The sequence below is a fragment of the Streptomyces curacoi genome (assembly GCF_001513975.1).
GTDB lineage: Bacteria > Actinomycetota > Actinomycetes > Streptomycetales > Streptomycetaceae > Streptomyces > Streptomyces curacoi.
Genome location: NZ_KQ947988.1, coordinates 143,784 through 169,645 on the forward strand (window position 1 = coordinate 143,784; position 25,862 = coordinate 169,645).

Consider the following 25,862-nt stretch of genomic DNA (forward strand, 5'->3'; position numbering starts at 1 on the left):
TCAGTCCTTCTCCTCCTGCACGGCACCCGCGTGGCCCTCGACCGTGAACGGGAAGCCGATCGAGCCGGGGAAGAGGACGGGCACCTCCAGGGTCACGTCGGCGGTGACATAGCCGCCGCTCGCACCGCACTCCACGCCGGCGCCGCCCTCCCACGCGCCCGGCAGATGCCGAAGTCCCGCCTCCTCGCAGGCCGCCTGCCCCTCGGAGGCCGCCCCGGCCCGCGCCGCCTGGTCCGCGGCGTTCCCGGCGAGCGTGTAGGTGTACCCGAGCAGCACGCACTGCCACAGCAGCACCAGGGTCAGGATGATCAGCGGGGTCATGCCGAGGAACTCGACGGTCACCTGACCCCGGTCGTCCCTGAGCCGCCGCCTCACCTCCCGATCTCCTTCCGCCTGCGGAAGGTCAGCGCCGCCCGGTCCCCGCCGCGCGCCCTGCCGTTCCCGCGCCCGGCGGCCGCCTCGGTGCCCTTGACCAGGCCCAGCTCCCCGGCGAGCGCCCACAGGGCCTGCTTGACCGCCCCCTTGCCGTCCAGCTCGTGCACCCGCCCGGCGTCGACCGCGGCCTGGAGTTCCTTGAAGTTGGCGGGGATCGCGGTGGCGGCGATCCCGGTGCCGGTGATCTTCTGGATCAGGGCGGGCTGGATCTCCGTGCCGCGCGAGTGGCGGTTGACGACGATCGTGGTCTCCTCCGCCTTGCGGATCTGCAGCCGGTCCCACATCCGCACCGTGCGCTTGGCACCGCGGACCGCCACCACGTCCGGGGTGGTGACGAGGAGCGCCGTGTCGGCCATCTCCACGGCGGCGGCGCTCGCGCCGGTCAGCTGGGCGCCGCAGTCGATGACGACGACCTCGTAGCGGGAGCGCAGGGCGCTGACGATGTGGCGGGCGGCGCGGTCGGTGACCTCCTCGCCGCGTTCGCCGTCGCCGGGGGCGAGCAGCAGCGCGACGCCCGTGTCGTGCCGGAACACGGCGTCCGCCAGCACGCGCGGGGAGATGTCGTTGATGGCGGCGAGGTCGACGACCGAGCGGCGGAACTGGATGTCCAGGTAGGAGGCGATGTCGCCGGTCTGGAGGTCCATGTCGAGCAGGGCGGTGCCGCGGCCGGACGCCTGGGCCGCCAGGGCCAGTTGGATGGCCGTGAGGGTGGCCCCCACCCCGCCCTTGGCGCCGCTGACCGTCACGACCGTGCCGCCGACGCCGCTGAACACATCGCCGCCGGCGCCCAGGTGCCGCCGTACGCCCACCGACCACTGGGCCACCGCGTGGACCCGGCTGGCCAGTTCCTCGTAGTGCAGTGGCAGGGCCACCAGGCCCCGGGCGCCGTAGTCCATGGCGGCCTGGAACAGGCCGGGGCCGGCGTCGGAGGTCACCAGGATGACGCCCACCGCCGGGAAGCGCAGGGCGACCTCGCGGATGAGCTCCAGGGCCGGGACGGGGCCGATGCGTTCGTGGACGACGACGACCTCGGGCAGTTCGTCGACCGACTCGGCGGCCAGGCGCGCGAGGGTGTCGACGAGCTGGGTGGAGTCGGTCACCGGGGCCACCGGCTCGGCGTCGGGCAGCTGGCTGAGCAGCGTCGTGAGGGACCGGACCGCGTCCGCGTCGCCGACGGCCGGGAGGATCCTCGTGGGCATGCGGGCCTCTCACTTGTCCTTGGCGAGTTCGTAGGTACGGTCCGTCGCGTCGATGTCGGAGTCGCCGCCGGGCGCCACCAGCGCGAGCCGGACCTCCTGCGCGAACGACTCGGCGTACGTGATGCGCTGGGCGTCGATGGTCTTCAGGGCGAAGGTGATCGGGACGGCGTCGGTGGGCTCGCGGTCGCGGTCGTCCTCGTCGGGCCTGAGCGCGGTCAGCTCGCCCACGTCGATGACCCGGGCGTTCTCCACGATGAGCTTGGACTGGTCGGGGTCGCCGTCGCGCTGCCCCTCGAAGGTGGCGTAGACGTTGACGCTGGAACCCGGGGTGATCTTGCCGGCGACACCGGTCGCCGCGTCGATCATGATGGCGACCTCCTGCTCGCCCGTCCGCAGGGCGGGCTGGTCGACGATCATGTCGCTCTGCAGCAGGGAGCCCTCCCGCAGGGTGGTGACGGCGATCTTGCCCCGGATCTCGCGGAGGTCGGTGACCGCGTTCTGCGACAGCCACCGCTCGGGCATGTCGATCTTCTCGAACTGGCTCGCGCTGAGCTGCGTGTAAGGGGGCACGCTCGTCTTGACCCGGTAGGCGGTGACCTCGGGACCGACCTTGGACTTCACGTCGCTGATGACGGAGAGGACGCCGGCGAAGGCGCCGAGGGCGCAGAGGACCGACAGGAGCAGGAGTATCACGCCGCGGCGCTGACGGGAGTTCATCGGTATTCCTCCATGGACACCCCCGCCTTCAGGCGGGGGAGGTAACGGACTCCTGTGGAGCAGGACAGGGAATGCCGATTCGCTTTCTGGGCCGATCGGCGTCCGTCATCAACTAGCAGCGTATGTTGACATGTTGACATGTTGGTTTGTGAGGCATGGCCACTCACGTGAAGCGGGCTTTCAAGTACCGCTTTTATCCGACGGATGCGCAGGCAGCCGAGCTGACGCGCACGTTCGGATGCGTGCGCAAGGTCTGCAACATGGCGCTCGCCGCGCGCACCGAAGCATGGGCGCGGCAGGAACGTGTCAACTACAACCAGACCTCGGCCATGCTCACGACATGGAAGAAGACCCAGGATCTGGCCTACCTGGGCGAGGTCTCCTCCGTTCCGTTGCAGCAGGCACTGCGGCACCTGCAGACCGCATTCGTGAACTTCTTCGCCAAACGCGCCAAGTACCCGCGCTTCAAGGTGAAGAAGAAGTTCCGTGCAAAGATGGCCGCCCCGCTGGACATCGTCTGGTCGCGCCCCCTTCCCGACGGGGCCACGCCGACCACGGTGACCGTGATCCGGGACAGCGGTGGCCGCTGGTACGTCTCCCTGCTCTGCGAGGACCCCAATGTGAAACCGCTCGCGGCCACCGATGCGGCAGTCGGCATCGACGTCGGCCTGCACAAGCTGACCACTCGACTCCTGCGCGAGAACCAAACGCTCGTGATCGAGGACCTGACCGTGCGCAACATGGTCAAGAACCGGAGCCTCGCCCGCGCCATCAGCGATGTCGCGTGGTCCGAGTTCCGGAGCATGCTGGAGTACAAGGCCGACTGGTATGGGCGGGACGTGGTCGCAGCGGACCGCTTCTTCCCCTCGTCCAAGTTGTGTTCCGCCTGCGGCGCCCTCCAGCCGGAGATGCCGCTGAACGTCCGCACATGGACGTGCGGCAACTGTGGAACGACCCATGACCGGGACGTGAACGCGGCAAAGAACCTTCTGGCCGCCGGGCTGGCGGCGTCTGTCTGTGGAGCTGGTGTAAGACCTCAACGGAGAACTCCGGGCGGGCAGTCGGCGAGGAAGCAGAAAACCCCACGGCGCGAGCCGTAGGAGTCCCCCTCAACCACGAGGGGGAGGAAGTCAAGAACCGTGCGACCTCATTCGGTTTGGGGGGATCGGTCGGTTGGGCCGGGGGCCTTGAGCGGCCGGGGTCCGGTCAGCCCGCGCGGGCCGGTTGTTCGTGGACGGGTGGGGTGGCGGAGCAGAAGACGCAGCGGTCGCCGATGACGTCTATGCCGCACCAGTGGCAGGAGTTCTGCCGTACCGAGGTGACGAGCTGGTAAAGCACCGACAGGTCGGGCAGAAAGGCGCAGAACTCGATCAGCTTGGCCGTCCCCCACCAGGCCGTCGATTCGGCGGGCAGAACCGCCTCGCGCAGGCCCTGCGCGTTCCAGGCCCGGGCCAGGGTGGCGCTGACCCAGTCGGACTGGAGCTGTCCCTGGGCGACCAGCATCGACGTGCCGAACTCGGGGCCGGTGAGGGTGGCTCCGGGGCCGATCCGGACCAGTTGCGGGGTCGGGTGGGCGAGGACGCCGAACTGGCTGCCGGGCACCCAGGACTTGGCGTGCGACTTGAGGCCGACGGGGACGCGGTCGAGTCTGGTGACGGAGCCGAGGAGCGCCCCGGCGTGGATGTAGTGGGTGAGCAGCCGGCCGGCCGAGGCGAGGACGCCGGGGCTGAGGTCACAGGAGGCGAGCTGCCGCAACTGGCGGGCCAGGACGGCGAGTCCGAGAGGGGGCAGTTCGGGGCGGAACAGGGCGATACGGTCGCTCTCCAGCAGGGACCGTACGGTACGCAGCCGCTGCTCCACACCGCGCGGGGCGGCCTGCGAGCAGACGACGATCACATGGCCGTACTGCTCGACCAGCGCCTGCATGCCCGCCAACGACCGCTCCAGGGGCTCCCGGTCGAGCTCCTGGAGCACGACGGCGGGCACGGTTCGCTCGTCGTGTGCCGGCAGCGCCATGTCGGCGCTGGTCACAGCAATGGCAGTTGGCACGCGCAGCTCCCCGTTTCCCGCCCCGGTCCGGTGCGTCGGGCGTTACCCCGGTGCACCGAGATGACTTCATTGCGTGACTATCTCAGCACTGTATCCACGGCTCGATGGCCGGAGAACAGCGTTTCTGTAGCCGACAGGGACTCCCTTCGCACAACTCACGCCAAAACGGGGCAGTTCACGCACACAAATCCTCCACGACCGGAATCCCTTGACAGTCGAATTGGTCTGGACCAAGTTGTTCGCATGTCTCTTGTCATGTCCATACACAGCTGGTTCGGGCGGCCCACCGGGCCGGCCCGCCTCTGGGCGGGAGCGGTCACCGCCGCCCTCGCCCTCACCTTCCTCCCCGCCGGCCACGCGTCCGCGGCGGACGTCAACAACGCCCGGAACGCCGGCTTCGAGTCCGGCCTGAGCAACTGGACGTGCTCCGCGAACAGCGGTACGACCGTCTCCTCACCGGTGCACGGCGGCACGGCCGCGCTGAAGGCGACCCCGGCCGGGCAGGACCACGCCCGGTGCGTCCAGACGGTGGCCGTCCGCCCGAACTCGACGTACACGCTGAGCGCATGGGTGCAGGGCGGCTACACCTACCTGGGCGTAACGGGCACGGGCACCACGGACGTGTCGACCTGGACGCCGGACTCGGCGAGCTGGAAGCAGCTGTCGACCACGTTCACCACCGGTGCCTCCACCACCTCCGTCGCGGTGTACACGCACGGCTGGTACGGACAGGCGGCCTACTACGCGGACGACGTGTCGGTGTACGGCCCCGACGGCGGCGGCACCGGCCCCTCCCCCACCGTCCCCGGGGCGCCGAGCGGGCTGACGGTCTCGGGCACGACCTCCTCGTCCGTCTCCCTCGCCTGGAACACCGTCCCGGGCGCGACCGGCTACCACGTCTACCGCGACGGTACGAAGGTGACCGCGGTGACCGGCACCTCGGCGACCGTGACCGGGCTCGCGGCCTCGACGTCGTACTCCTTCCAGGTCACGGCGGCCAACGCGGCCGGTGAGTCGCCGAAGTCGGCGGCGGTGACGGGGAGGACGAGCGCGCCGACCGGCCCCGGGCCCGCCCTGCCCAAGCACGCGGTCACCGGTTACTGGCAGAACTTCGACAACGGCGCGACGGTCCAGAAGCTCGCCGACGTCCCGTCCCAGTACGACATCATCGCCGTCGCCTTCGCGGACGCGACCCCGACGCCGGGCGCGGTGACCTTCACCCTGGACTCGGCCGGGCTGGGCGGCTACACAGTGGACCAGTTCAAGGCCGACATCAGGGCCAAGCAGTCCGCCGGGAAGAAGGTCGTCATCTCGGTGGGCGGTGAGCGCGGCACGGTGACGGTGAACGACTCCGCGTCGGCGACGAACTTCGCGAACTCGGTGTACTCCCTGATGCGGACGTACGGCTTCGACGGCGTCGACATCGACCTGGAGAACGGCCTCAACGCGACCTACATGACGCAGGCGCTGCGGTCCCTGTCGGCGCAGGCGGGCTCGTCACTGATCATCACGATGGCGCCGCAGACCATCGACATGCAGTCGACGTCGAACTCCTACTTCCGGACCGCGCTGAACATCAAGGACATCCTCACCGTCGTCAACATGCAGTACTACAACAGCGGATCCATGCTGGGCTGCGACGGCAAGGTCTACAGCCAGGGCTCGGTGGACTTCCTGACCGCCCTGGCCTGCATCCAGCTGGAGGGCGGTCTCGCCCCGTCCCAGGTCGGGCTGGGGCTGCCGGCGTCGACGCGGGCCGCGGGCAGCGGGTACGTGTCGCCGTCCGTCGTGAACAGCGCCCTGGACTGCCTGACCAGGGGAACCGGGTGCGGGTCCTTCAAGCCGTCGCGGACCTACCCCGACCTGCGGGGCGCGATGACCTGGTCGACGAACTGGGACGCCGCGGCGGGCAACGCGTGGTCGAACGCGGTGGGGCCGCATGTGCACGGGCTGCCGTAGGGGTCGTTGACCTCACCCCGTCGGACGGTAATGGCCGAGCACCCAGGCAAGCTGCGCGAACCATTCCTGCAGCCGTGCCCGGGGCTTGGCCTCCACCACGCACTCGAAGAACCGTCCGTCCATGTGGACCACGGCGACCATCAGGGCCTTGCCGTCGGGGCTCGCCTTGTAGTGGACACCGCGGATCTCGGGCCAGTGGAACTCGATCGTGAGGCCGGACATCTCGAAGACGACGCCGGACGCGTCGACGACGACCGCGTTGCGTTTGTCCACCGCCAGGAACTCCGGGCCGACCGGGGCGGCTTGGGGGGCAGCGGGGGCGTACGAGGGCTGCGGGGGCGCGTGCTGCGGCGCGTACTGTGGCGCGTACTGCGGTGGGGGCGGGCCGAAGCCCGGGCCGGGTGGGGGTGGCTGCTCGGTCATCCGTCGGGTCCTCGGTCCTCGGTTCTCGCTCCCCGCGCTCGCGCGCGCGGTGAGTTTTTCCTGCTGCGGTGAAACATTCTCCCTGCCTCACCGCATCAGTGAAGTGAGGACCTCACCGACAGCCGGCACACAGCAGCAGGGGGAGCGCATGAGACAGGCCCGCGCGGACGAGTACGCGGAGTTCGCGGTGGCCAGGGCCGGGCATCTGTACCGGTCGGCCTGTCTGCTGACCGCCGGGGACACCCATCTCGCCGAGGATCTCGTCCAGGAGACCCTCGGCCGGATCTACGTCCGCTGGGGACGGGTGTCCCGGGCCGGGAACCCCGCCGGGTACGCGCAGACGGTCCTCACCCGCACCTTCCTCGCCCATCAGCGCCGGCGCAGCAGCACCGAACGGGCCACGGACGCGATTCCCGACCGGGCGGCGGACGACGGCGGGCACAGTGACCTGTCGCTGCGGCTGACCCTGCTCCAGGCGCTCGGCCGGCTGCCCGCCAAGGACCGGGCCGTGGTCGTCCTGCGGTACTGGGAGGACCGGTCCGTCGAGGAGACCGCCGACGCGTTGAACGCCAGTTCCGCGGCGGTCCGGACGCGGTGCACGCGTGCCCTCGGGCGGCTTCGTGAGCTGCTCGCGGAGGACCTCGGCGAGTACGCGACGCCCTGACTCACCCTCCCTGACATCCCTGAACCCTTGAGTTTCGAGAGACGGTGGTTGCGCCATGTCCGTTGAGCACGACGAGGATCGGTTCGAAGGGCGGCTCAGTGACGCCCTGCATGACATCGGCAGCGGCTTCGACGCCGACCGGGCCGCTCTCGTGGCCGCCGGCCGGGCACGCGGGCGGCGGCTGCGGCTCAGGCGGCGGGCCGCCGTGGCGGGGGGCGCGGCCGGGATCGCGCTGGTCGGAGTGGGCGGGGCGCTGATCGTGCCCTGGGGCGGCGCGGCCGACCCGCTGCCGTCGAGCTCCAGCGTGGCCGAGCAGCCGTCCGGCACGCCGTCCGCCATGCCCCTGACGAGCCGCGAACTGATCACAACACTCGAAGGGCTGCTCCCCGAGGGCAAGTTCAGCGACCAGGAGGCACGGGGCACCGGGGACTCGCCGCTGCCGCCGTACGTCCGCCTCGTGTACGACGACGGCAAGGGCCCCGGGGCCGTCGGCGTCAGCCTGAACCGGATCGAGCCCGGCAGCGACCATGCCCGCGAGACGACCGACTGCCCGGACCGGACGCTGGTCCCGCACGACAGTTGCGTCGCCACCCGGCTGCCCGACGGTTCGCTGCTCAGGCTGTTCCAGGGGTACGAGTATCCCGACCGGCGCGTCGACACCAAACTGTGGTCGGCCGACCTGGTCACCCCGGCCGGACAGCACGTCTCCGTCAGCGAGTGGAACGCCGCCGCCGAGAAGGACGCGCCCGTCAGCAGGAGTGAACCCCCGCTGTCCACCGCCCAGTTGAAGGAGTTGGTGACGGCCCAGGTGTGGCGCAAGTACGTCGAGTTCATCCCCGAGGACCCGAAGCAGCCGACGGCGAGCGCCGCGCCGAGCCACGCCGTCGAGCCCGGCGTGGACTCGGTCCTGAACACCCTCGTCCCGCTCCTCCCGAAGGGCCTCGACGTCGTCGAGAAGGGCGAGGACTACACGTACCTCGTCCTCGACGACGGCAAGGGCAGGAGCTACGTGCAGATCGACGTCCAGCACGGCATGGGGGACGTCGCCGACGAGCTCTTCGGAGCCGACTCCGAGACCCTCCCCGACGGCACGAAGGTCGTCGCCCGTGAGAGCGGCGGCGACAAGGGTGTCGAGGGTTCCGTGATGTGGACCGTCGACACCCTCCGCACGGACGGCTTCCGTGTCGTCATCAGCGCCTTCAACGCCGGGACCCAGCACGACGCCCCCACCCGCCCGACCCCCGCGCTGACCAGGGAACAGCTCCGGGAGATCGCCCTCAGCCCGAAGTGGGACCGGTTCCGTTAGAAGAACTCCGCCCACGGCTGGTCCCAGATCTGCTTCACGCACAGCACCAGGAACAGCAGGCCCGCGATGGCGAGCATCGCATTGCTCACCGGGCCGTTGCGCCACTCCCGCGGGGTGCGCGAGGAGTTGAGGAGCCAGATCAGGGTGCCGGCGAGGAACGGCAGGAAGGCCGCGCCCAGGACGCCGTAGATGATGATCAGGCGAAAGGGCTGGCCCTGGAAGAGCAGGACGATGGGCGGGAAGGTCAGCCACAGCAGGTAGGCGCGGAAGGGCCAGGAGCGCTCCCGCGCACCCGAGGCGACCTCCTCGCCCTTCGCCTCCTCGCGGGTGCGGTAGCGGGCCACGAAGTCCGCGAACATCAGGCTCACGCCGTGCCAGACGCCGATGAGCGAGGTGAAGGAGGTGGCGAAGAAGCCGATCAGGAAGAACTTGGCCGTCGCCGTGCCGTACTCGTCCTCCAGGATGGAGCCGAGCTGGATCAGGCCCTTGTCGCCACTGGCGATGGCGATGTTCGCGGAGTGCAGCAGCTCGGCGCCGACGAACAGCATCGCGATGACGAAGATGCCGGTCGTGGCGTAGGCGACCCGGTTGTCGAGCCGCATGACCTTCATCCAGCCGGTGTTGGTCCAGCCCTTGGCATTGACCCAGTAGCCGTACGCGGCGAGGGTGATGGTGCCGCCGACGCCGCCGATCAAGCCGAGGGTGTTGAGGATCGAGTCCTTCTCGTCGGGCAGGACGGGCAGCAGTCCGGCGAAGGCGTCCGGGATGTTCGGGGTGACGCGGATCGCCAGGTACACCGTCACCACGAACATGACGCCGACCAGGACCGTCATGACCTTCTCGAAGACGGCGTACTTGTTGAACCAGACGAAGACGAGACCGACCAGTCCGCAGGCCACGCCCCACCATTCGAGGTCCATCACGTTCGGGAACAGCGCCTGCAGGGGCAGCGCGCTCGACGACATCGCCGCCGCGCCGTAGACGAAGCCCCAGATCACGGCGTAGACCACGAAGAAGTACGTGGTCCAGCGGCCGAGGCTCGCCCAGCCTTCGAAGAGGGTGCGGCCGGTGGACAGGTGCCAGCGGCCCGCCGCCTCGGCGAGGGAGATCTTGACCAGGCAGCCGATGATCGCCGCCCAGAGCAGGGTGTAGCCGAAGTTGCTGCCCGCGATGAGGGTGGCGACCAGGTCGCCCGCGCCGACGCCGGTCGCCGCGACGACGATGCCCGGGCCGATGTACCGCCAACTGGACTTGCGGGGCCGGGAGTCCGCCTCGCCGGCCTGTGGTGCCGCTGTGTTTCCCGTGGTGTCCGCCATGGTGGTCAAGAAAGCCCAAAGGCGCCGGTGGGACAAGAGGGCGTGCGCGTTCTCCACCCAATGTGCTCACGGGGGTTTGCCGGACCGAGGAGCGGGCCCCGGCGGCTGGGTGGTGCGCCGCCGGGGCCCGGGCTGTCGTTCCAGGGGATGGCGTGGTGCCATCCGGAACTCGCGGGCGCTACGACCGTCGCCGACCACAGTCGTCGGACCCGCACGTGCCGAGCTCGAACCACACGGTCTTGCCCGGCCCGTCCTGGTGGCAGCCCCAGCGCCGGGCAAGCGCATCCACCAGGAACATCCCTCGGCCGCTCTCCGAGGCGCCCGCCTCCAGCACCGCCGGAACCCGCCGGCCGGCGTCCTGGACCTCGCAGCGCAGGATTCCGTGCGCCGCGAACAGGGTGAGCCGGAAACGGCTCGCCGAGTGCAGCAGGGCGTTCGTGGCCAGCTCGCTCACCAGCAGCTCGGCCACGTCCGCCACGTCGTCCAGGTCCGCGAGACCCCATCCCTCCAGCTGCCGGCGGACCTCCGCGCGTGCCTCACGGACCGCGGAGGGGCGGGGGTCGTACTCGACGCTCAGATGGCCCGCCCCCATGGGCGGCTGGGGGTAGGAACCGTACTGAGGGCCGGGGTCAGGGAAGCGCGCCCCGTAGAGGTGCAGCATGGGTCCAGGGTGGCGGGTGCGGGAGTACGGAACACGGGGAGGAATACCTGATTCCATACCTGCTTCCCACCTGCGCGGGAACCCGCCGCCCGCACTCCGCTACTCGTATTGAAGTCGTACGCTCGCCCCCTCCCGGTCGTCGCGGACGTCGACGTACGCGCACACCTGGCGCGCGAACCACAGCCCCTGCCCGGGTTCCAGTTCCGTGCTCGGCGGCGGTACGAAGCCCGCCAGCGGGTCGTCGAGGCGCTGCGCGGCACGCAGTTCGCACACGCAGGCCGGGGCCTCGCCCCACAGCCGCACACCGTCGAGCGGGCCGAGGGCGGCGGCCGCCTCGGTGACGGCCATGGCGAACAGCTCCGCGTCCGCGGCCGGCAGTCCCCGGTCGGCCGCCCAGCCGCGCACGGCCTCGGCGGCGGGGACCGGGCCGGGAAGGCGCACGGCGTCGGCGGGCTGCGGGGGCAGCGGTACGGCGTCGAGTTCCGCGGCGAGACGGACGGGGTCCTCGTACACACCGGTGCCGGGGTGGGCACGGCGGGCGGCGGCGACGATCGCGGGGCCCGCGACGCGGGAGTCGTAGGCGCACAGGGCCGTCGTCGCGAGCGGGGCGAAGAGGAGGTTGGCGAGGGCCTCGTAACGGATCCACTCGGCGGTCTCCCGCGGCGAGCGGCCCGCCCGGCCGCCCCAGACGGGTTCCATGAGCAGATGGATACGACCGCCGGGACCGCCGTGCGCCGCGAGATAACCGGCGCCCTGGGCGATCGCGTTGGCCGCGGAGCCGGTGTACCACTCGGTGTGCGGAACGAGACCGACGTCCTTGGCGTCGACACCGAGGGCGTCCCGCAGGAGGTCCAGGTTGCCGGGCGCGGCGATGACGACGGGCGGGGGTTCACCGGGGGCGGCGAGGGCTTCGGTGAGGAAGGGCAGGGCGGTGGCGAGGAACTCGTCGTCGCTGGCGAAGACGGTCATGCGGTGGTCGAAGGGGGTGTCGGGTGGGGCGGGTTGGGGGGTCATGGGGGTGGGTCTCCTTGGCGGTGGGTGGTGGGCGGTGGGTCTGGGCGGGTTGTCGGGGTGGGGGGAGCCCCACCGCCGGAGGCCTCAGCGTTGGGCCGCGACCCAGGCCGCGATCTGGCTGCGGTTGCTGAAGCCGAGCTTGCCGAGGATGCGTTCGACGTGGCCTTCGGCGGTGCGGCGGGCGATGACCAGGCGATCGGCGATCTGCTGGTTGGCGAGTCCCTGGGCGACGAGTTCGGCGACCTCGTTCTCGCGGCGGGTGAGGCGCACGCCGGTCGCGGATGCGGTGAGGCGGACGCCCGTCGTGGGGTGCGCGGGGCGGGGGCGGCCGTTCGGCTTCCGTGCGGTGGTGGGGCGTTGGGGCTGTCTGCCGTCGTGGACGGCGTAGTCGACGGTCTCCGCGAGGCCGAGTCCGGCGCCGCGTTCGTACGCCCGTTGGTAGTCGGGGCGGGGCAGGGCCTCACGCGCGCTGGTCTCGCTGTCGTGGCGGGTCGAGTTGAGGGCCTTCGAGCCCCAGCGGTCGCGGTCGATGCCGGCCCAGGTGCGGTCGGCGGCGCCGAGCAGGACGGCCGCGCGTTCGTGGTCGCCGGTCTCCGTGGCGATGCGGGCCAGCAGGTCGAGGGTGAGGGCGATGCCGGTGACGTCGTGGACGGCGAGTTTGAGACGCAGGGCGTGCCGGGCGTGGTGCTCTGCCCGGCGCCAGTCGCGCTGCACGGTGTGGGCGAGGGCGAGCATCCGCAGGACGTACGAGTGCACCCACTCCTCGCCGTGCCGTTCGCACATCCGGCGCGCCCGCTCGCAGACCTCTACGGCGCGCTCGGCCTCGCCCAGGAAGCCCAGGGCGCAGGCGAGTTCGACCTGGTCGAGGCCGTGCAGGCTGAGGTGCTGGCCGGGGACGGGGCCGCGGGCGACGCTGGCCTCGAAGTGCCGCAGCGCGGTCGGCAGGTCGTTCAGGAACAGGGTGATGACGCCGATGACGTACTCGGCATGGGCCGCCTCCGCCTCGTCGCCGAGGTCACGGGCCAGGGCGTGGGCGTCGCGGGCGCGGGCGAGGCCTTCGGTGAGGTCATGGGTGGCGGCTGCGAGGAGTCCCGCGATCCACAGGCCGCGGGCGCGTTCCCGGGTCGGCTCCGGGTTGGCGGCCAGGGCGCGGTCGAGCCAGTAGCGGCCCTCGCGGGGGGCGCCGCAGGCGTGCCAGTAGAACCACAGGGTGCCGGCGAGGCGCAGGCCGGCGAGGCGTTCGTCGGGGGCGGTGAGGCTGAAGTCGAGGGCGGTGCGCAGGTTGTCCTGGTCGGCGCGCAGGCGGGCGACGATCTCGCGCTGGCCCGGCCCGAACCAGGCCCGCTCGCAGGCGGCGGCGCGCCGCAGCATCCAGTCCCGCTGGCGGCGGCGGGCCGCGGGCTCCTCGCCGGGTTGCCGGCGCAGCCGGTCCAGGCCGTAGTGGCGGAGGGTGTCGAGGAGGCGGTAGCGGATGCCGTCGGGGCCGTCCTCGCGGGACAGTACGGATTTGTCGATGAGGCCGGTGATGGCGTCGAGGACGTCGTCGGGGTGGAGGCGAGGGGTGGTGGCCGCCCGGGTTTTCTCGCCCCCGCCGCCCCTACCCGTCCCGTCCTCCAGGGGCGCTGCCCCTTCGGCCCCGCCAGGGGCTCCGCCCCTGGACCCCGCTGGGGGCTCCGCCCCCAGACCCCCGTCCTCGCCCACCCACCACCCGACTCGGTCGGCCAAGAGGCCCGACTCGCCTCTCACCTCGGTCGGCCAGGAAGCCCCGCCCGCGCACACAGCCTCCGCAGTCCAAGAAGCCCCGCCCGCGCACACCGCCTCCGCAGTCCAAGAAGCCCCGTCCGCGCACACCGCCTCCGCCGTCTCCAGATCAAAGCTCCCCGCCAGCACCGACAGCCGCGCCCACACCAACTGCTCCCGCTCGGTGCACAGTTCATGGCTCCAGTCGACTGCGGCCCGCAGGGTCTGGTGGCGGGGCAGGGCCGCGGGGCTCCCGCCGCTGAGGAGGCGGTAGCGGTCGTCGAGGCGGTCGAGGAGCTGGGTGACGTCGAGGACGCGCATGCGGACGGCGGCGAGTTCGATGGCGAGGGGGAGGCCGTCGAGGCGACGGCAGAGGCGGGCGACGGACGCGCGGTTGGCGGCGGTCAGCCGGAAGCCGGGGACCACGGCGGCGGCCCGGTCCGCGAACAGGGCCAGGGCCGGGTAGCCCTCGGGAGCGGAGAGGTCGCCGTCCGGGTCGGGGACCGGCAGCGGCCGTACGTCCAGGAGGTGTTCCTCGGTGAGGCCCAGCCGGTGGCGGCTGGTGGCGAGGATCCGTACGCCGGTCGTGCCGTGCAGCAGGGCCGCGGCGAGTTCGGCGCAGGCCGGCAGCAGGTGTTCGCAGTTGTCGATCAGCAGGAGCAGCCGACGGTCCCGCACCTGTTCCACCAGCGCCCGCAGCGGCGGCCGCGCGGAGTGGTCGTGCAGGTCGAGCGCGTCGGCGGCGGCGAGCGGGACGAGCGCCGGGTCGTCCAGGCCGGAGAGGTGCACCATCCGCACACCGTCCGGGAAGGCGCGCCGCGCGCCGGCCGCGATACGTGCGGCGAGGCGGGTCTTGCCGACCCCGCCGGGCCCGGTCAGCGTGACCAGCCGTGCTCGGGCCAACAGCTCGCGGCCCACGGCGAGTTCGCCGCGCCGGTCGACGAAGCTGGTCGTCTCGACCGGCAGCTGATGATCCCGGCGTGGCGCTGATCCGCCCATGATCAGCCGTTCCTCTGGGGTGTTGTCGAAAGGAGACGAGGAGCCGGGGAGCCGGAGGGCGCGCCGTTCCCCGCCACTCCCGCCGCTCCCACCGCTCCCCCCTTGCGCGGACCCTCACCCTCCCCCGGCCCCGCACCGGCCCGCACGCCGGGGTCACACCCCCGGGTGGACTTCTCCGGCGACCGCTCCGCACGAAGGCCGCCCGCGTACACTGCGCGGCTGATTTTCGAATGGTTCACGCCATCAACCGTCCCCCCACCCTTGACCGGTTCATGCCATGGCCGCACCATGAGCGCCGCACCCGCACCAAGTACGTCGCACTGAACCCCACCCCCCACTCCCACAAGGAGACTTCATGCGACTTCGCATACGCGGCTCAGGCGCCCGCGGCGGCAGACGAACCGCCGCCCTCGCCGCCCTGCTCGCCCTCACCCTCGCGGCACCCCTCACCGGGAACGAGTCCGCGAACGCCGACAGCGCGGCCAAGGCCGCCCCTTCGGCCGACGACGTCCGGCAGTACGAGATCCATATGCACTCGACCGCCAAGGACCGCACGGCACTTCAGCAGACGGGGGTGACCGTGGACGAGGTCCACGGCCACGGTGTCGTCGTCTCCGGCCGCGCGGACCAGATCAAGAAGCTGCGAGCCCTCGGCTACGACGTCACCCGGCTCGGCGCGGTCCCCGACCGGTCGGCCGGCGAGGACGACATCCGCATCCACGACTTCCCGTCCGGCGACTCGCGCTACCACAACTACGCGGAGATGACGAGCGAGATCAATACGCTCGTCTCGGCCAACTCCTCCATCGCGAGCCAGCGCGTGATCGGCCAGTCGTACCAGGGCCGGAACATCGTCGCCATCAAGATCAGCGACAACGTGGCGACCGACGAGTCCGAGCCGGAGGTCCTCTTCACCCACCACCAGCACGCCCGTGAGCACCTCACCGTCGAGATGGCGCTCTATCTGCTGCGCGAGCTGACCTCCGACTACGGCAGCGACTCCCGGGTCACCAACATGGTGAACAACCGCGAGATCTGGATCATCCCCGACCTCAACCCGGACGGCGGCGAGTACGACATCGCCACAGGCTCCTACCGGTCGTGGCGCAAGAACCGGCAGCCCAACTCCGGTTCCTCGTACGTCGGGACCGACCTGAACCGGAACTGGAACTACCGGTGGGGCTGCTGCGGCGGCTCGTCGGGTTCGCCGTCCTCGGACACGTACCGGGGTGCGTCCGCGGAGTCCGCGCCCGAGGTCAAGGTGGTCGCGAACTTCGTGCGCAGCCGGGTCGTGGGCGGCGTGCAGCAGATCAAGGCCGGGGTCGACTTCCACACCTACAGCGAGCTGGTGCTGTGGCCCTTCGGCTACACCTACTCCGACACCACGACCGGGATGACCGCCGACGACCGCAACGCCTTCGCCGCGGTCGGGCAGAAGATGGCCGCGAGCAACGGCTATACGGCGGAGCAGTCCAGCGACCTGTACATCACCGACGGGTCGATCGACGACTGGCTGTGGGGCAGCCAGAAGATCTTCGGGTACACCTTCGAGATGTACCCGAGGTCCAGTTCGGGCGGGGGCTTCTACCCGCCCGACGAGGTGATCGAGCGGGAGACGTCCCGGAACCGGGATGCCGTTCTGCAGTTGCTGGAGAACGCCGACTGCATGTACCGGTCCATCGGCAAGGAAGCCCAGTACTGCCGGTAGTTACTTGACGTCGGCTTCCTCGGTGTCCGCCGCTTCGGCGTCCGCTTCTTCGGCGCCGTCTTCGAAGTAGGCGTCGAGGACCGCGTCCAGCTGCTCGTCCCACTCCTTGAAGCGGCTCCTGGCCGTCGCCTCGATCTCGATCGGGTACCAGCGGCGGTCAGGAGTGTGCACCGTGACGGTGTAACGCTTCCCGAACCTCGCGGTCTCCGTCTCGACGGCGCCGATCTCGTCCCAGCGGAACTCGCACTCCTGGTCGTCCAGGGAGAGCCGTACGCCCTTGTGGTCGGCGACGATACGGGCCCGCCGGTCGGCGGCCTCGAACACGGGACCGTCGACGGGCGCCTCCTCATCGGCCTCCGTCTCGGCCTCGTCGGAGGTCTCGTCGCTGGCGGCCTCCAGGACCGTCTTCTCGGAGACTGCCTTCTCCGAGACGGCCTCCTCGGAGACGGCCTCCTCGGCCGCGTCCTCCTTCTTCACGTCCTCCGGCGCGACGGACGCGGGCGAGGTGAGCCCGGGGATGAAAGCCGGGTCGAATCCGGCGCCCTCCAGGGGCCGGCTGCCTGAACCTATGCGCTGCTCCACAGCGGAGCAGTATGGTCGACAACCCTGTGTCCCGCACAACCAGCCCCCGCATCGTTACACGATCACGCTCAACACCGCGGCCACCGCGAACCCGGCCACCGACAGGACGCTTTCCAGCACGGTCCACGTCTTCAACGTGTCCCGCTCGCTGATCCCGAAGTACTTGGCGACGATCCAGAAGCCTCCGTCGTTGACGTGCGAGGCGAAGATCGAGCCTGCCGAAATGGCCATGATGACCAGGGCGATGAACGCCTGGGAGTGGTCGCCCGCGGCGAGGAGCGGGGCGACGATGCCGGCTGTCGTGACGATGGCCACCGTCGCCGAGCCCTGGGCGACGCGGAGGACCACGGAGATCAGGTAGGAGAGGACGATCACGGGCAGGCCGACGTCGTTGAAGGTGTCGGAGAGGGCCTGGGCGACGCCGCTGGCCTTGAGGACGGCACCGAAGACACCGCCCGCGCCGACGACCAGGAGGATGTTGCCGACGGGCTTGAGCGAGGAAGTCGACACCGTCTCCAGGGACTTGCGGGACCAGCCTCGCCGGATGCCCAGCAGGTAGTACGCCAGGAGCAGGGCGATCGTCAGGGCGACGAACGGGTGGCCGAAGAACTCGATCACCGAGCGGGTGGTGGAGGGGTCCAGGGCGATCGAGGAGAAGGTGGCGGCGAGGATCAGCACCAGCGGCGTACCGATGATGCCGAGGACCGTGCCGAGGGGAACGGGCTTCTCCTGGGGTTCGACCCCGGCGCCGCGCTGCTCCTCGGCCACGGCCAGCTTCGCCTCGGCCGCCGCCTCGACCATGTCCTGCGGGACCGCCACGAAGACACGGCGGCCGATCCACGCCGAGAACGCCCACGCGGCCAGCACCGCCGGGATGCCGCAGACGACGCCCATGAGGATGACCCAGCCCAGGTCCACGTGGAGCAGGCCGGCCGCCGCCACCGGGCCCGGGTGCGGGGGCAGGAAGGCATGGGTCATCGACAGGCCCGCGAGCAGGGGCAGGCAGTACAGGAGGATGGACTTCCCCGAGCGCTTGGCGGCGGCGTACACGATCGGCGCGAGGACGAAGATGCCGACGTCGAAGAAGACCGGTATGCCGAAGATCAGGCCGGTCAGGCCCATGGCGAGCGGGGCGCGCCGCTCGCCGAAGAGGTTCAGCAGCCGCGACGCCAGCACCTCCGCCCCGCCGCTGACTTCGAGGATCGCGCCGAGCATGGTGCCCAGGCCGATGATGATCGCGACATGACCGAGGATGCCGCCCATGCCGGACTCGATGGTCGACACGGCGTCGCTTCGCTGGACCGTGCCGAAGAGCTCGGTGACCGAGAGGCCGGCCATCAGGCCGACGGCTGTGGAGACCGCGAGGAGGGCCACGAAGGGCTGGAGGCGGGCCTTGATGATCAGGAACAGGAGCAGTGCGATGCCGATGGCGGCGACGGTCAGCAGTCCGGCCGTACCGTCGATCAGGAGGAGCAGGCCGCCGGTGTGGGGTGGGGTCTCGGGGGCGGCGGCCGCGGCGAGCGGATGGGGCATCGGGGGTCCTCTGGGTAAGTACATCGAGCTTTCGGGCAGGGGGGATCGCGGCACGGCGCCCCGGCGGGCGCCGAACCGTTGACGGTGTGCGGGAGTCGAGAGGAGATCAGCCCAGTACGGCGAGCGCGTCGATCTCGATGAGGAGGCCCGCGGGCAGACCGACGTAGACCGTCGTCCGTGCGGCGGGCGGCTGGGTCAGGCCCTGCGCCTCGAAGTAGGCGTTGTAGATCTCGTTCATCTCGGCGAAGTGGGCGACGTCGGTCAGATAGACGCGGATCATCATGACGTCCTCCCAGGAGGCGCCGCCCTCCTCAAGGATCGCCTTGACGTTGGCGAGGGTCTGGAGGGTCTGCTCACGCAGGGTCGGTCCGGCGGGCGTCGGGGGCTGCCCCTCGACCGCGGGGAGGAAGCCGACCTGCCCCGCGACCTGGAGGATGTTCCCCTTCTTCACACCGTGGGAGAACTTCGCCGGAGGGGCCGTGTGGGTCTTCGGGGTGAGCGCGATCTTCTCGGTCATACGGTGCCTTTCGCTGAGGTTCTGCCGGAGTACTCGCCGCTGATGTCGTCGGCGGTGCGGCGCACCAGCGGGAGCAGACTGAGGAGTTCGTCGGCGGTGACGACGACGTTCGGCGCGGAGACCGACATCGCGGCGACGACCCGCCCGTCGGCACCGCGGATCGGCGCGGCGACGCAGTTGATGGACTCCTCGTGGCCACCGAGGTCGGTGGCCCAGCCCTGTTCGCGCACCTTCTCCAACTCCCGCAGGAAGGCCGGGGCGTTGGGGGTGGAACGGGCCGTGTACAGGGGATAGTCGAGCTTGTCCGCCAGCGCGCGGCGCTCGTGCTCGGGCAGATCGGCGAGCAGCAGCTTCGCGACGGCGGCGACGGTGATGGCGACCGGCTTGCCGATCCGCGAGTACATCCGCACCGGGTACCGGCTCTCCACCTTGTCGATGTACAGCACCTCGTCCTCCTCGTACACGGCGAGGTGCACGGTGTGCCCGCACTGTTCGTTGAGGCGTACGAGGTGGGGGTGGGCGATCTCGCGGATGTCGAGGTTCTCCATCGCCTCCTGGGCGAGGGCGATGAGGCGGGCGCCGAGGCGGTAGCGCTGGTCGGACTGGCGGTAGACCATGCCGTGCTCGTGCAGGGTGCGCAGGAGGCGCAGGGCCGTGGACTTGTGGACGCCGAGGCGGTCGGCGACCTGCCCGAGGTCGGCGGGCCCCTCGGCGAGCAGCGGCAGGATGCTGAGCGCCCGGTCGACGGTCTGGCTCATGGCGTACGTACCTCCTCGTCGGCCCTTCCTGCGGCCTGCGTCCAGCCGGGGCCGAGTCGAAGTCTCCCCCACGCGGCCTCGTCGAGGGCGGCCAGACGGTCGGCGTGGCCGCGGGCGGGGGGCGGGGCGAGGTCGCCGGGGGCGGTGAGGGTGGCGGCGGCGAAGAGGTGGGCGTGACGGAGGCGGTCGCGGGCGGGGAGCCCGCGGAGGGTGGCGGAGAGGAAGCCGGCGGCGAAGGCGTCACCGGCGCCCGTCGAGGCCACGACGGTCACGCTCGGCGCCGGCACGAAGGTGACGGACGGCGACGCCGGCCCAGGGAGAGCGACCGGCCCACCACCACCCGCAGCCGGACGACACGGCTCGCCCTTCCCCCGCTGGTAGACCGTCGCTCCCTTCGCGCCGTCCTTCACCACCAGCACCCTCGGCTCCGGCAACCACGCACGGACCGCCTCCGGCCCCCCGGTGACCCCCCAGGCCGCCTCGGCCTCGTCGGTGCCCACGAAGACCAGGTCGCAGTGGCGCGCCAGTTCCAGCAGCACTTGCGGGCCGTCGGTGTCCCGCCACAGACCGGGCCGGTGGTTGACGTCGAAGGAGACGAGCGGACCGCCCGGCCGGCGCGCGACGAGCTCCCGCATCAGCCCCCGGCATTCCGGTGACAGGGCGGCCGTGATCCCCGACAGATGCAGCACCCGCCCCGCCCGCACCACCGTCAGGTCCACGTTCGCCACCGACATCGCCGACGCCGCCGACCCCGCCCGGTAGTAGGCGACCTCGTGCGCGTCCGTCCCCCGGTCGCCGGCCGTGCGGAAGTACACCCCCGTCGGCCGCGCCGGATCCCGCCGTACGGAAGCCACGTCGACGCCGCAGGAACCGATCGCCCCGACCAGGTGATCCCCGAACCCGTCCGCCCCGACCCGGCTCACCCACCGCACCGCGTGCCCCGCGGCGGCGAGCCCGCACACGACATTGGACTCCGCGCCCCCGATCCCCCGCTCGAACGACGGCACATCGGCGAGGCGCCCCGGTCGCGACGGCAGGAACGTGACCATGGACTCGCCGAGCGCGACGACGTCCACGACGTCGGGGGCATTGCGGGGTCCGGTGATGGTCACGATCGTCGTAACTCCTCGGCGGTTTCGCGGAACGCGGCTCCGTTGACCCGCGATTGGCCGAGATGTTAGACAGCCGTAAGCGATATACGCAATGGACGTTGCATGACATGCAACGACCGAGATCAGGGAGGTTCCATGAGCAACGAGGCGCTCGCCCGCCTGGCCGAGGAACGTGTCGACCACCGCTTCAAGGGCCTCCCCCCGGACGCCGACGGCCTGACCGTGGCCGAGCTGGCCGCCCAGCGCCGCAACCTCTTCACCGACGGCTTCGCCACCCCGGTCCTGGCCCTCTCCGCCGAGCGCCTGGAGCACAACCTCGACCTCATGGAGGCCTACGCCGTCCGGCACGGCCTCGCCTTCGCCCCGCACGGCAAGACCTCCATGGCACCCCAGCTGTTCTGGCGGCAGATCGAACACGGCGCCTGGGGCATCACGCTCGCGGTCCCGCACCAGGTGCGGGTGGCGCGCGCGTACGGCATCCAGCGGGTCTTCCTCGCCAACGAGCTGGTGGATCCGGCTGCCCTGCGCTGGATCGCCGGCGAGCTGGCCGCCGACCCCGCCTTCCGTCTCCTCTGCTACGTCGACTCCGTGCGCGGCGTGGAGCTCATGGACGCGGCCCTGCGGAGCGCCGGGGCCGTCCGTCCGCTGGACGTCGTGATCGAGCTGGCGGCCGGCGAAGGCGCCCGCACCGGCGTTCGTACGGAGGCGGAGTGCGCGGCGGTCGCGGACGCGGTGGCGGCCGTGCCGACGCTGCGGCTCGTCGGGGTCGCGGGGTACGAGGGCGAGGTCCCGCAGGCCGACTCCGAGCGGGTGCACGCATGGCTGCGCCGACTGGTCTCGCTCGCCGTCGACCTCGACAAGGCGGGGCGTTTCGCGGGGCTGGAGGAGATCGTCGTCAGCGCGGGCGGCAGCGCGTGGTTCGACGCGGTGGCGGACGTGTTCGCCGAGATCCCCGAACTCTCCCTGCCGGTGCTGAAGTTGCTGCGCTCGGGGGCGTACGTCTCGCACGACGACGGCCACTACCGCAAGCTGACCCCCTTCAACCGGGTCCCGCAGGAGGGCGCCCTCGAACCCGCCTTCCGCCTCTGGGCCCAGGTGGTCTCCCGGCCCTGCCCCGACCAGGCCTTCGTCAACGCGGGCAAGCGGGACGCGGCGTACGACCTCGACCTGCCGTTCGCCCAGGTGGTCCGCCGGGAGGGCGGTGCGGAACGCCCGGCGACCGGCATCTCGGTGACCGCCCTGTCGGACCAGCACGCCTGGCTGCGTACGACGGAGGAGGCGGACCTGGAGGTCGGGGACTGGCTCGGCATGGGCCTGTCCCACCCGTGCACGTCGTTCGACAAGTGGCAGCTGATTCCGGTCGCGGAGGCGGACGGGACGGTCGTCGACTACATCCGCACGTTCTTCTAGGAGGTACGGCCGTGGAGGACCTGGTCATTCGGGACGCGGAGGTCGTGGACGGCAGCGGTGAGCCCTCGTACCGCGCCGATGTCGTCGTGGCTGGCGGCAGGATCGTGTCGATCGTCAAGGAGGCCGCCGCGGCGGGCTGCCAACGCCCCAAGGCGCGCCGGGAGCTGGACGCGGAGGGCCTCGTCCTGGCCCCCGGCTTCATCGACATGCACGCCCACAGCGACCTGGCGCTGCTGCGCGACCCCGACCACAGCGCGAAGGCGGCGCAGGGCGTGACGCTGGAGGTCATCGGCCAGGACGGCCTGTCGTACGCCCCCGTCGACGACCGCACCCTGGCGGAGGTCCGCCGCGCGATCACCGGCTGGAACGGCTCCGGTGACGACATCGACTTCGACTGGCGCACGGTGGGCGAGTACCTGGACCGCCTCGACGCCGGTTTCGAAGGCCGGGGCATCGCCGTGAACGCGGCCTACCTCATCCCGCAGGGGACGGTCCGCGCGCTCGTCGTCGGCTGGGAGGACCGGGCGGCGACGCCGGACGAGCTGGAGCGGATGCGGCGGTTGGTCGCGGAGGGCATGGCGCAGGGCGCGGTCGGCATGTCGTCCGGGCTGACGTACACGCCCGGCATGTACGCCGAGGACGCGGAACTGACGGAGCTGTGCCGGGTGGTGGCGTCGTACGGCGGCTACTACTGCCCGCACCACCGCTCGTACGGGGCCGGGGCCCTGGAGGCGTACGAGGAGATGGTGGCCCTGACGAGGGAGGCGGGCTGCCCCCTCCACCTGGCCCACGCCACCATGAACTTCGGCGTGAACAAGGGCAGGGCACCGGAGCTGCTGGCACTCCTGGACAAGGCGCTGGAGTCGGGTGCCGACATCACCCTCGACACCTATCCCTACATCCCCGGCTGCACCACTCTCGTGGCCCTGCTGCCGAGTTGGGCGAGCGAGGGCGGCCCCGAGGCGGTCCTGGCCCGGCTGTCGGACGACGGGACGGCCGAACGCATCCGCCACCACATGGAGGTCATCGGCGCGGACGGCTGCCACGGCGTGCCGGTCGAGTGGGACACGATCGAGATCTCGGGCGTGAGCGACGCTTCTCTGGCGGATTTCGTGGGCCGTACGGTCCAGCAGTCGGCGGACGCACGCGGCGAGGCCCCTTGGGTGACCGCTCGGCGCCTGCTCCTGCGGGACCGGCTCGGTTCGACGATCCTCCAGCACGTCGGCCACGAGGAGAACGTGCAGGCGATCATGCGGCACCGCGTCCACACGGGCGGTTCGGACGGCATCCTGCGGGGCGAGAAGCCGCACCCGAGGGCGTACGGCACGTTTCCGCACTACCTCGGCCGGTACGTGCGGGAGTTGGGAGTGCTGTCCCTGGAGGAGTGCGTGGCCCATCTGACCTCGCGCCCGGCGGCGCGGCTGCGGCTGCCTGACCGGGGGCTGGTCCGTGAGGGCCATCGGGCGGACCTGGTGCTGTTCGACCCCGAGACGGTAGCGGCGGGCTCCACGTTCGAGGAGCCGCGCACGCTACCGACGGGCATCCCGCACGTCCTGATCGACGGCCGTTTCGTGATCGAGGACGGCCACCGGACGGACGTGCTGGCGGGACGGGCGATCCGCAGAACCCCCTAGCCGGTTACGGCTTGGGCAGCACGCAGCCGCTCGCGCTCAGGTCGAGCTTGCTGTCGACGCCGAAGCAGGCGGGGATCTGGTAGGTCTGCTGGGCGTAGTTGATGCCCTGGCGGACGGTGACGTTGCCGCTCTCGTCGACCTCGCACGGGTTGTTGACCGTGCAGCGCTGGCCGTCCTCGTTGCCGGTGTTGTTGACGGCGACGACCTGGTTCGTGGCCTGGTCGATGACGGGGGAGCCGGAGGTGCCGCCGATGGTGTTGCAGGCGGAGGTGTAGCGGACGGAGTCCTTGAAGGTCCAGTCGCCTTCCTTGAGGCGGTACGCGAACCCGTCGATGTTGCAGTTGTACAGCCGCTTCCAGTAGCCGGAGGCGACGGTGATGGCGGTGCCGGCGGCCGGGTGGGTGTCGGCCATGGTGAGGGCGCTGATGCCGTACCTGCTCTTGATCTCGGCGTAGGTCGTGGTGAGCTGATAGATCGCCACGTCCGTGTCGGTCATCGTCCCGTAGGCGATCTTGTTGGCGCGCAGCGTGCCGATCCGGGAACCGGACGCGTTGAGGAGCCCGAAGGTCCGGCTGGAGGCACGGTCGACGACGACCTCACCGGGCCCCGGCATGCCGGTCTCCAGACAGTGGCCGTTGGACATCACCAGCGCCGGGTCGTTGTCCTCCGAGTCCGGGAAGCGGACGACGGAGCCGGAGCAGTTGCTGAGCGAGACGGTACCCGCGAAGTTCACGGCCTGAACCGAGGGGTTCAGGGCGCGATTGAGGCTCTCTGTGGTGGACGTGACGGCGTCCCTGACGGTGGACAGGGCCGTGTCCGCGTCCACGCTCTTGCCGAACGAGCCGGCCGTGTCCACAGGAGCCGCGACCGCGGGTGCGGCGCCGGCCCCGGCTATCGCCAGGGCGAGGAGGGCGGCGCCGAGAGGTTTTCTCATGTGGGGGTCCCCTCATACGAAGAAGGTGACCGAAGAATCTCCGGTCACCCGCACTTTTGTCATGCGCATTGTCACGCAAGAGGGGGGTGGGGACAAGGACTTGCTTACCGGCGAGTTCGGGCCGTAGGGGTTTCCCTATCACGGGGAATCGAGATGCCGGGGTGGCGGCGCAGGACGTTCACGAGAGGGCGATGAGATCACCACAGCCGGGCATTCAGGCTCCGACCACCTCGGGCATTCAGGCTCCGGCTACCTGGGGCCCTTTGTGTTCCCCTGCCCTCGCCCCGGCTTGTCGTCGCCGTCGCCGCCCGGTGCCGTCGCGCTCGCCGTGGTGGTCGGTGCCGAAGGGGTCGCGTTCGCGGTGGAGGGGGCCACGCTCGTGACGGAGGGGGCCGCGCTCGTGGTGGAGGGGGTCGACGTGGGTCTGTCGTCCGCGCCGCCCTCCGTGGGGGTGGCGGACGCGGAGGGGCTCCCCGTGGCGTCCGGAGTCTCCGTGCGGGACGGCTCCGGCGAGCGGGACGTGGCCGGGCCGCCTCCCGGGAAGTCGGTCGCCGAGTCCTCCGCCGTCGAGCTCGTGCGGTCCTGCTCGCTCTGCGGGTCACCCGCCGACGACGAGCCGGAGAGGGAGAAGCCGGCTATCAGCGCCGCCACCGACACCGCCCCCACCGCCCCGGCCACCATCGCCACACGACCTCGGCGCCAAGCGGTGGGCTTGCGCCGCGAACCCCGGCCGGCACCGCCGGCCCGCCGACCGCGTTCCTCACCGAAGCCGTAGTCGTCGTCCGCGCCGTAGCTGTAGCTGTAGTCGTAGCCGCCAGCCGAGCCCGCGCCGTAGCCGTAGCCGTCAGTCGCGCTCGCCCCGCCACCCCCGCCGTAGGCCGCCCCGTCGGCCGCCCCAGGGCCCGCGTCCGCCACCGGCGGCAGCTGCACCGTCTCGTCGTACGCGTTCTGCCAGCCGTGCGCGCTCGCCGGGTCCGCGTACCCCTCGTACGCAGGGGGCGCCGTCGGCTGCGGGTGGTACACGTTCGGCGGCAGGCCGGCCCCGCCGGTCGGCCGGTTTCCGCCGTGGACGTCGTTTACACCCCGCACCCCGTTCGCACCGTCTGCGCCGTAAGTGCCGTTTTCCTGCTCAGGCGGCCTGGACATGAGCGCGCATTGTAGGGACGGGAGAGGCTCCTGGGGCAGCCGTCGG

Annotated in this window: 23 protein-coding genes; 7 read left to right on the top strand and 16 right to left on the bottom strand. The window is 71.1% G+C overall.

Features of this window, described 5'->3' with window-relative positions; translation table 11 throughout:
* The 3 genes from AQI70_RS17365 to cpaB are packed head-to-tail and all read right to left on the bottom strand — an operon-like array spanning position 1 to position 2,351.
* Positions 1-321: a septum formation initiator gene (locus AQI70_RS17365; RefSeq protein WP_062151902.1), complete on the bottom strand. Its 321-nt coding sequence runs from the start codon at positions 319-321 to the stop codon at positions 1-3.
* 50 nt (positions 322-371) lie between these two features.
* Entirely contained in the window at positions 372-1,634 is a 1,263-nt protein-coding gene (locus AQI70_RS17370) for a CpaE/TadZ family protein (RefSeq protein WP_062150496.1), read from the bottom strand.
* A 9-nt stretch (positions 1,635-1,643) separates the two neighbouring features.
* Positions 1,644-2,351, bottom strand: a complete 708-nt coding sequence (gene cpaB, locus AQI70_RS17375; protein WP_062150499.1) for a Flp pilus assembly protein CpaB — start codon at positions 2,349-2,351, stop codon at positions 1,644-1,646.
* Positions 2,352-2,506: 155 nt separating this feature from the next.
* Here cpaB and AQI70_RS17380 point away from each other — a divergent pair, with 155 nt between their 5' ends.
* A complete protein-coding gene (locus AQI70_RS17380; RefSeq protein WP_062150502.1) occupies positions 2,507-3,451 on the top strand; it encodes an RNA-guided endonuclease InsQ/TnpB family protein in 945 nt (314 codons plus the stop codon).
* Between the two features lie 106 nt (positions 3,452-3,557).
* Here the strand turns inward: AQI70_RS17380 and AQI70_RS17385 are convergent, their stop codons facing one another.
* Complete coding sequence (locus AQI70_RS17385; RefSeq protein WP_244181733.1) at positions 3,558-4,367, bottom strand: hypothetical protein; 810 nt, start codon at positions 4,365-4,367, stop codon at positions 3,558-3,560.
* A 288-nt stretch (positions 4,368-4,655) separates the two neighbouring features.
* Between AQI70_RS17385 and AQI70_RS17390 the strand changes: the two genes are divergently transcribed.
* Positions 4,656-6,359: a chitinase gene (locus AQI70_RS17390; protein ID WP_062150507.1), complete on the top strand. Its 1,704-nt coding sequence runs from the start codon at positions 4,656-4,658 to the stop codon at positions 6,357-6,359.
* Positions 6,360-6,371: 12 nt separating this feature from the next.
* Here AQI70_RS17390 and AQI70_RS17395 read toward each other — a convergent pair whose 3' ends face one another.
* Positions 6,372-6,782, bottom strand: coding sequence for a hypothetical protein (locus AQI70_RS17395; RefSeq protein WP_062150510.1), 411 nt, complete (start codon positions 6,780-6,782; stop codon positions 6,372-6,374).
* 148 nt (positions 6,783-6,930) lie between these two features.
* On the opposite strand from AQI70_RS17395, the gene AQI70_RS17400 reads away from it, so the two are divergent.
* Complete coding sequence (locus AQI70_RS17400) at positions 6,931-7,446, top strand: SigE family RNA polymerase sigma factor (protein WP_062150513.1); 516 nt, start codon at positions 6,931-6,933, stop codon at positions 7,444-7,446.
* Positions 7,447-7,501: 55 nt separating this feature from the next.
* The gene (locus AQI70_RS17405; protein WP_062150516.1) at positions 7,502-8,752 is read left to right on the top strand and encodes a hypothetical protein; all 1,251 of its coding nucleotides are present in this window, start codon (positions 7,502-7,504) and stop codon (positions 8,750-8,752) included.
* Here AQI70_RS17405 and AQI70_RS17410 read toward each other — a convergent pair.
* From AQI70_RS17410 to AQI70_RS17425, 4 genes are all read right to left on the bottom strand, one after another.
* Positions 8,749-10,068 (bottom strand): Nramp family divalent metal transporter, encoded by a 1,320-nt coding sequence (locus AQI70_RS17410; RefSeq protein ID WP_062150519.1) that lies wholly within the window; start codon positions 10,066-10,068, stop codon positions 8,749-8,751. The genes AQI70_RS17405 and AQI70_RS17410 overlap by 4 nt on opposite strands.
* 178 nt (positions 10,069-10,246) lie before the next feature.
* Positions 10,247-10,660 (bottom strand): ATP-binding protein, encoded by a 414-nt coding sequence (locus AQI70_RS17415; protein WP_003998311.1) that lies wholly within the window; start codon positions 10,658-10,660, stop codon positions 10,247-10,249.
* A 168-nt stretch (positions 10,661-10,828) separates the two neighbouring features.
* Complete coding sequence (locus AQI70_RS17420; protein ID WP_062150522.1) at positions 10,829-11,743, bottom strand: MEDS domain-containing protein; 915 nt, start codon at positions 11,741-11,743, stop codon at positions 10,829-10,831.
* An 84-nt stretch (positions 11,744-11,827) separates the two neighbouring features.
* Positions 11,828-14,482: an ATP-binding protein gene (locus tag AQI70_RS17425; RefSeq protein WP_062150525.1), complete on the bottom strand. Its 2,655-nt coding sequence runs from the start codon at positions 14,480-14,482 to the stop codon at positions 11,828-11,830.
* Between the two features lie 355 nt (positions 14,483-14,837).
* Here AQI70_RS17425 and AQI70_RS17430 point away from each other — a divergent pair, with 355 nt between their 5' ends.
* Positions 14,838-16,190 (top strand): M14 family metallopeptidase, encoded by a 1,353-nt coding sequence (locus AQI70_RS17430; protein ID WP_062150528.1) that lies wholly within the window; start codon positions 14,838-14,840, stop codon positions 16,188-16,190.
* Here AQI70_RS17430 and AQI70_RS17435 read toward each other — a convergent pair whose 3' ends face one another.
* The 5 genes from AQI70_RS17435 to AQI70_RS17455 form a co-directional block, all read right to left on the bottom strand.
* Positions 16,191-16,772, bottom strand: a complete 582-nt coding sequence (locus AQI70_RS17435) for a hypothetical protein (RefSeq protein WP_062150531.1) — start codon at positions 16,770-16,772, stop codon at positions 16,191-16,193.
* A 54-nt stretch (positions 16,773-16,826) separates the two neighbouring features.
* Entirely contained in the window at positions 16,827-18,305 is a 1,479-nt protein-coding gene (locus AQI70_RS17440; protein ID WP_062150534.1) for a GntP family permease, read from the bottom strand.
* A gap of 106 nt (positions 18,306-18,411) precedes the next feature.
* Positions 18,412-18,822: a RidA family protein gene (locus AQI70_RS17445; RefSeq protein ID WP_003998317.1), complete on the bottom strand. Its 411-nt coding sequence runs from the start codon at positions 18,820-18,822 to the stop codon at positions 18,412-18,414.
* A complete protein-coding gene (locus AQI70_RS17450) occupies positions 18,819-19,580 on the bottom strand; it encodes an IclR family transcriptional regulator (RefSeq protein ID WP_062150537.1) in 762 nt (253 codons plus the stop codon). The genes AQI70_RS17445 and AQI70_RS17450 overlap by 4 nt, the downstream gene beginning before the upstream one ends.
* Positions 19,577-20,692: a sugar kinase gene (locus tag AQI70_RS17455; RefSeq protein ID WP_062150539.1), complete on the bottom strand. Its 1,116-nt coding sequence runs from the start codon at positions 20,690-20,692 to the stop codon at positions 19,577-19,579. Before AQI70_RS17455 ends, AQI70_RS17450 begins: the two co-directional genes overlap by 4 nt.
* A 135-nt stretch (positions 20,693-20,827) precedes the next feature.
* Between AQI70_RS17455 and AQI70_RS17460 the strand changes: the two genes are divergently transcribed.
* Together AQI70_RS17460 and AQI70_RS17465 are read left to right on the top strand one after the other, a co-directional pair.
* On the top strand, positions 20,828-22,102 hold the full coding sequence (locus tag AQI70_RS17460) for an amino acid deaminase (protein WP_062150542.1): 1,275 nt from the start codon (positions 20,828-20,830) through the stop codon (positions 22,100-22,102).
* An 11-nt stretch (positions 22,103-22,113) separates the two neighbouring features.
* Positions 22,114-23,736: an N-acyl-D-amino-acid deacylase family protein gene (locus AQI70_RS17465; RefSeq protein WP_062150545.1), complete on the top strand. Its 1,623-nt coding sequence runs from the start codon at positions 22,114-22,116 to the stop codon at positions 23,734-23,736.
* A 4-nt stretch (positions 23,737-23,740) separates the two neighbouring features.
* Here the strand turns inward: AQI70_RS17465 and AQI70_RS17470 are convergent, their stop codons facing one another.
* Positions 23,741-24,670 carry a S1 family peptidase gene (locus AQI70_RS17470; protein WP_062150548.1) on the bottom strand — a complete coding sequence of 310 codons (930 nt, stop codon included), beginning with the start codon at positions 24,668-24,670 and terminating at the stop codon, positions 23,741-23,743.
* Positions 24,671-24,919: 249 nt separating this feature from the next.
* Positions 24,920-25,816 carry a hypothetical protein gene (locus tag AQI70_RS17475; protein WP_244181701.1) on the bottom strand — a complete coding sequence of 299 codons (897 nt, stop codon included), beginning with the start codon at positions 25,814-25,816 and terminating at the stop codon, positions 24,920-24,922.
* Positions 25,817-25,862 lie beyond the last annotated feature (46 nt).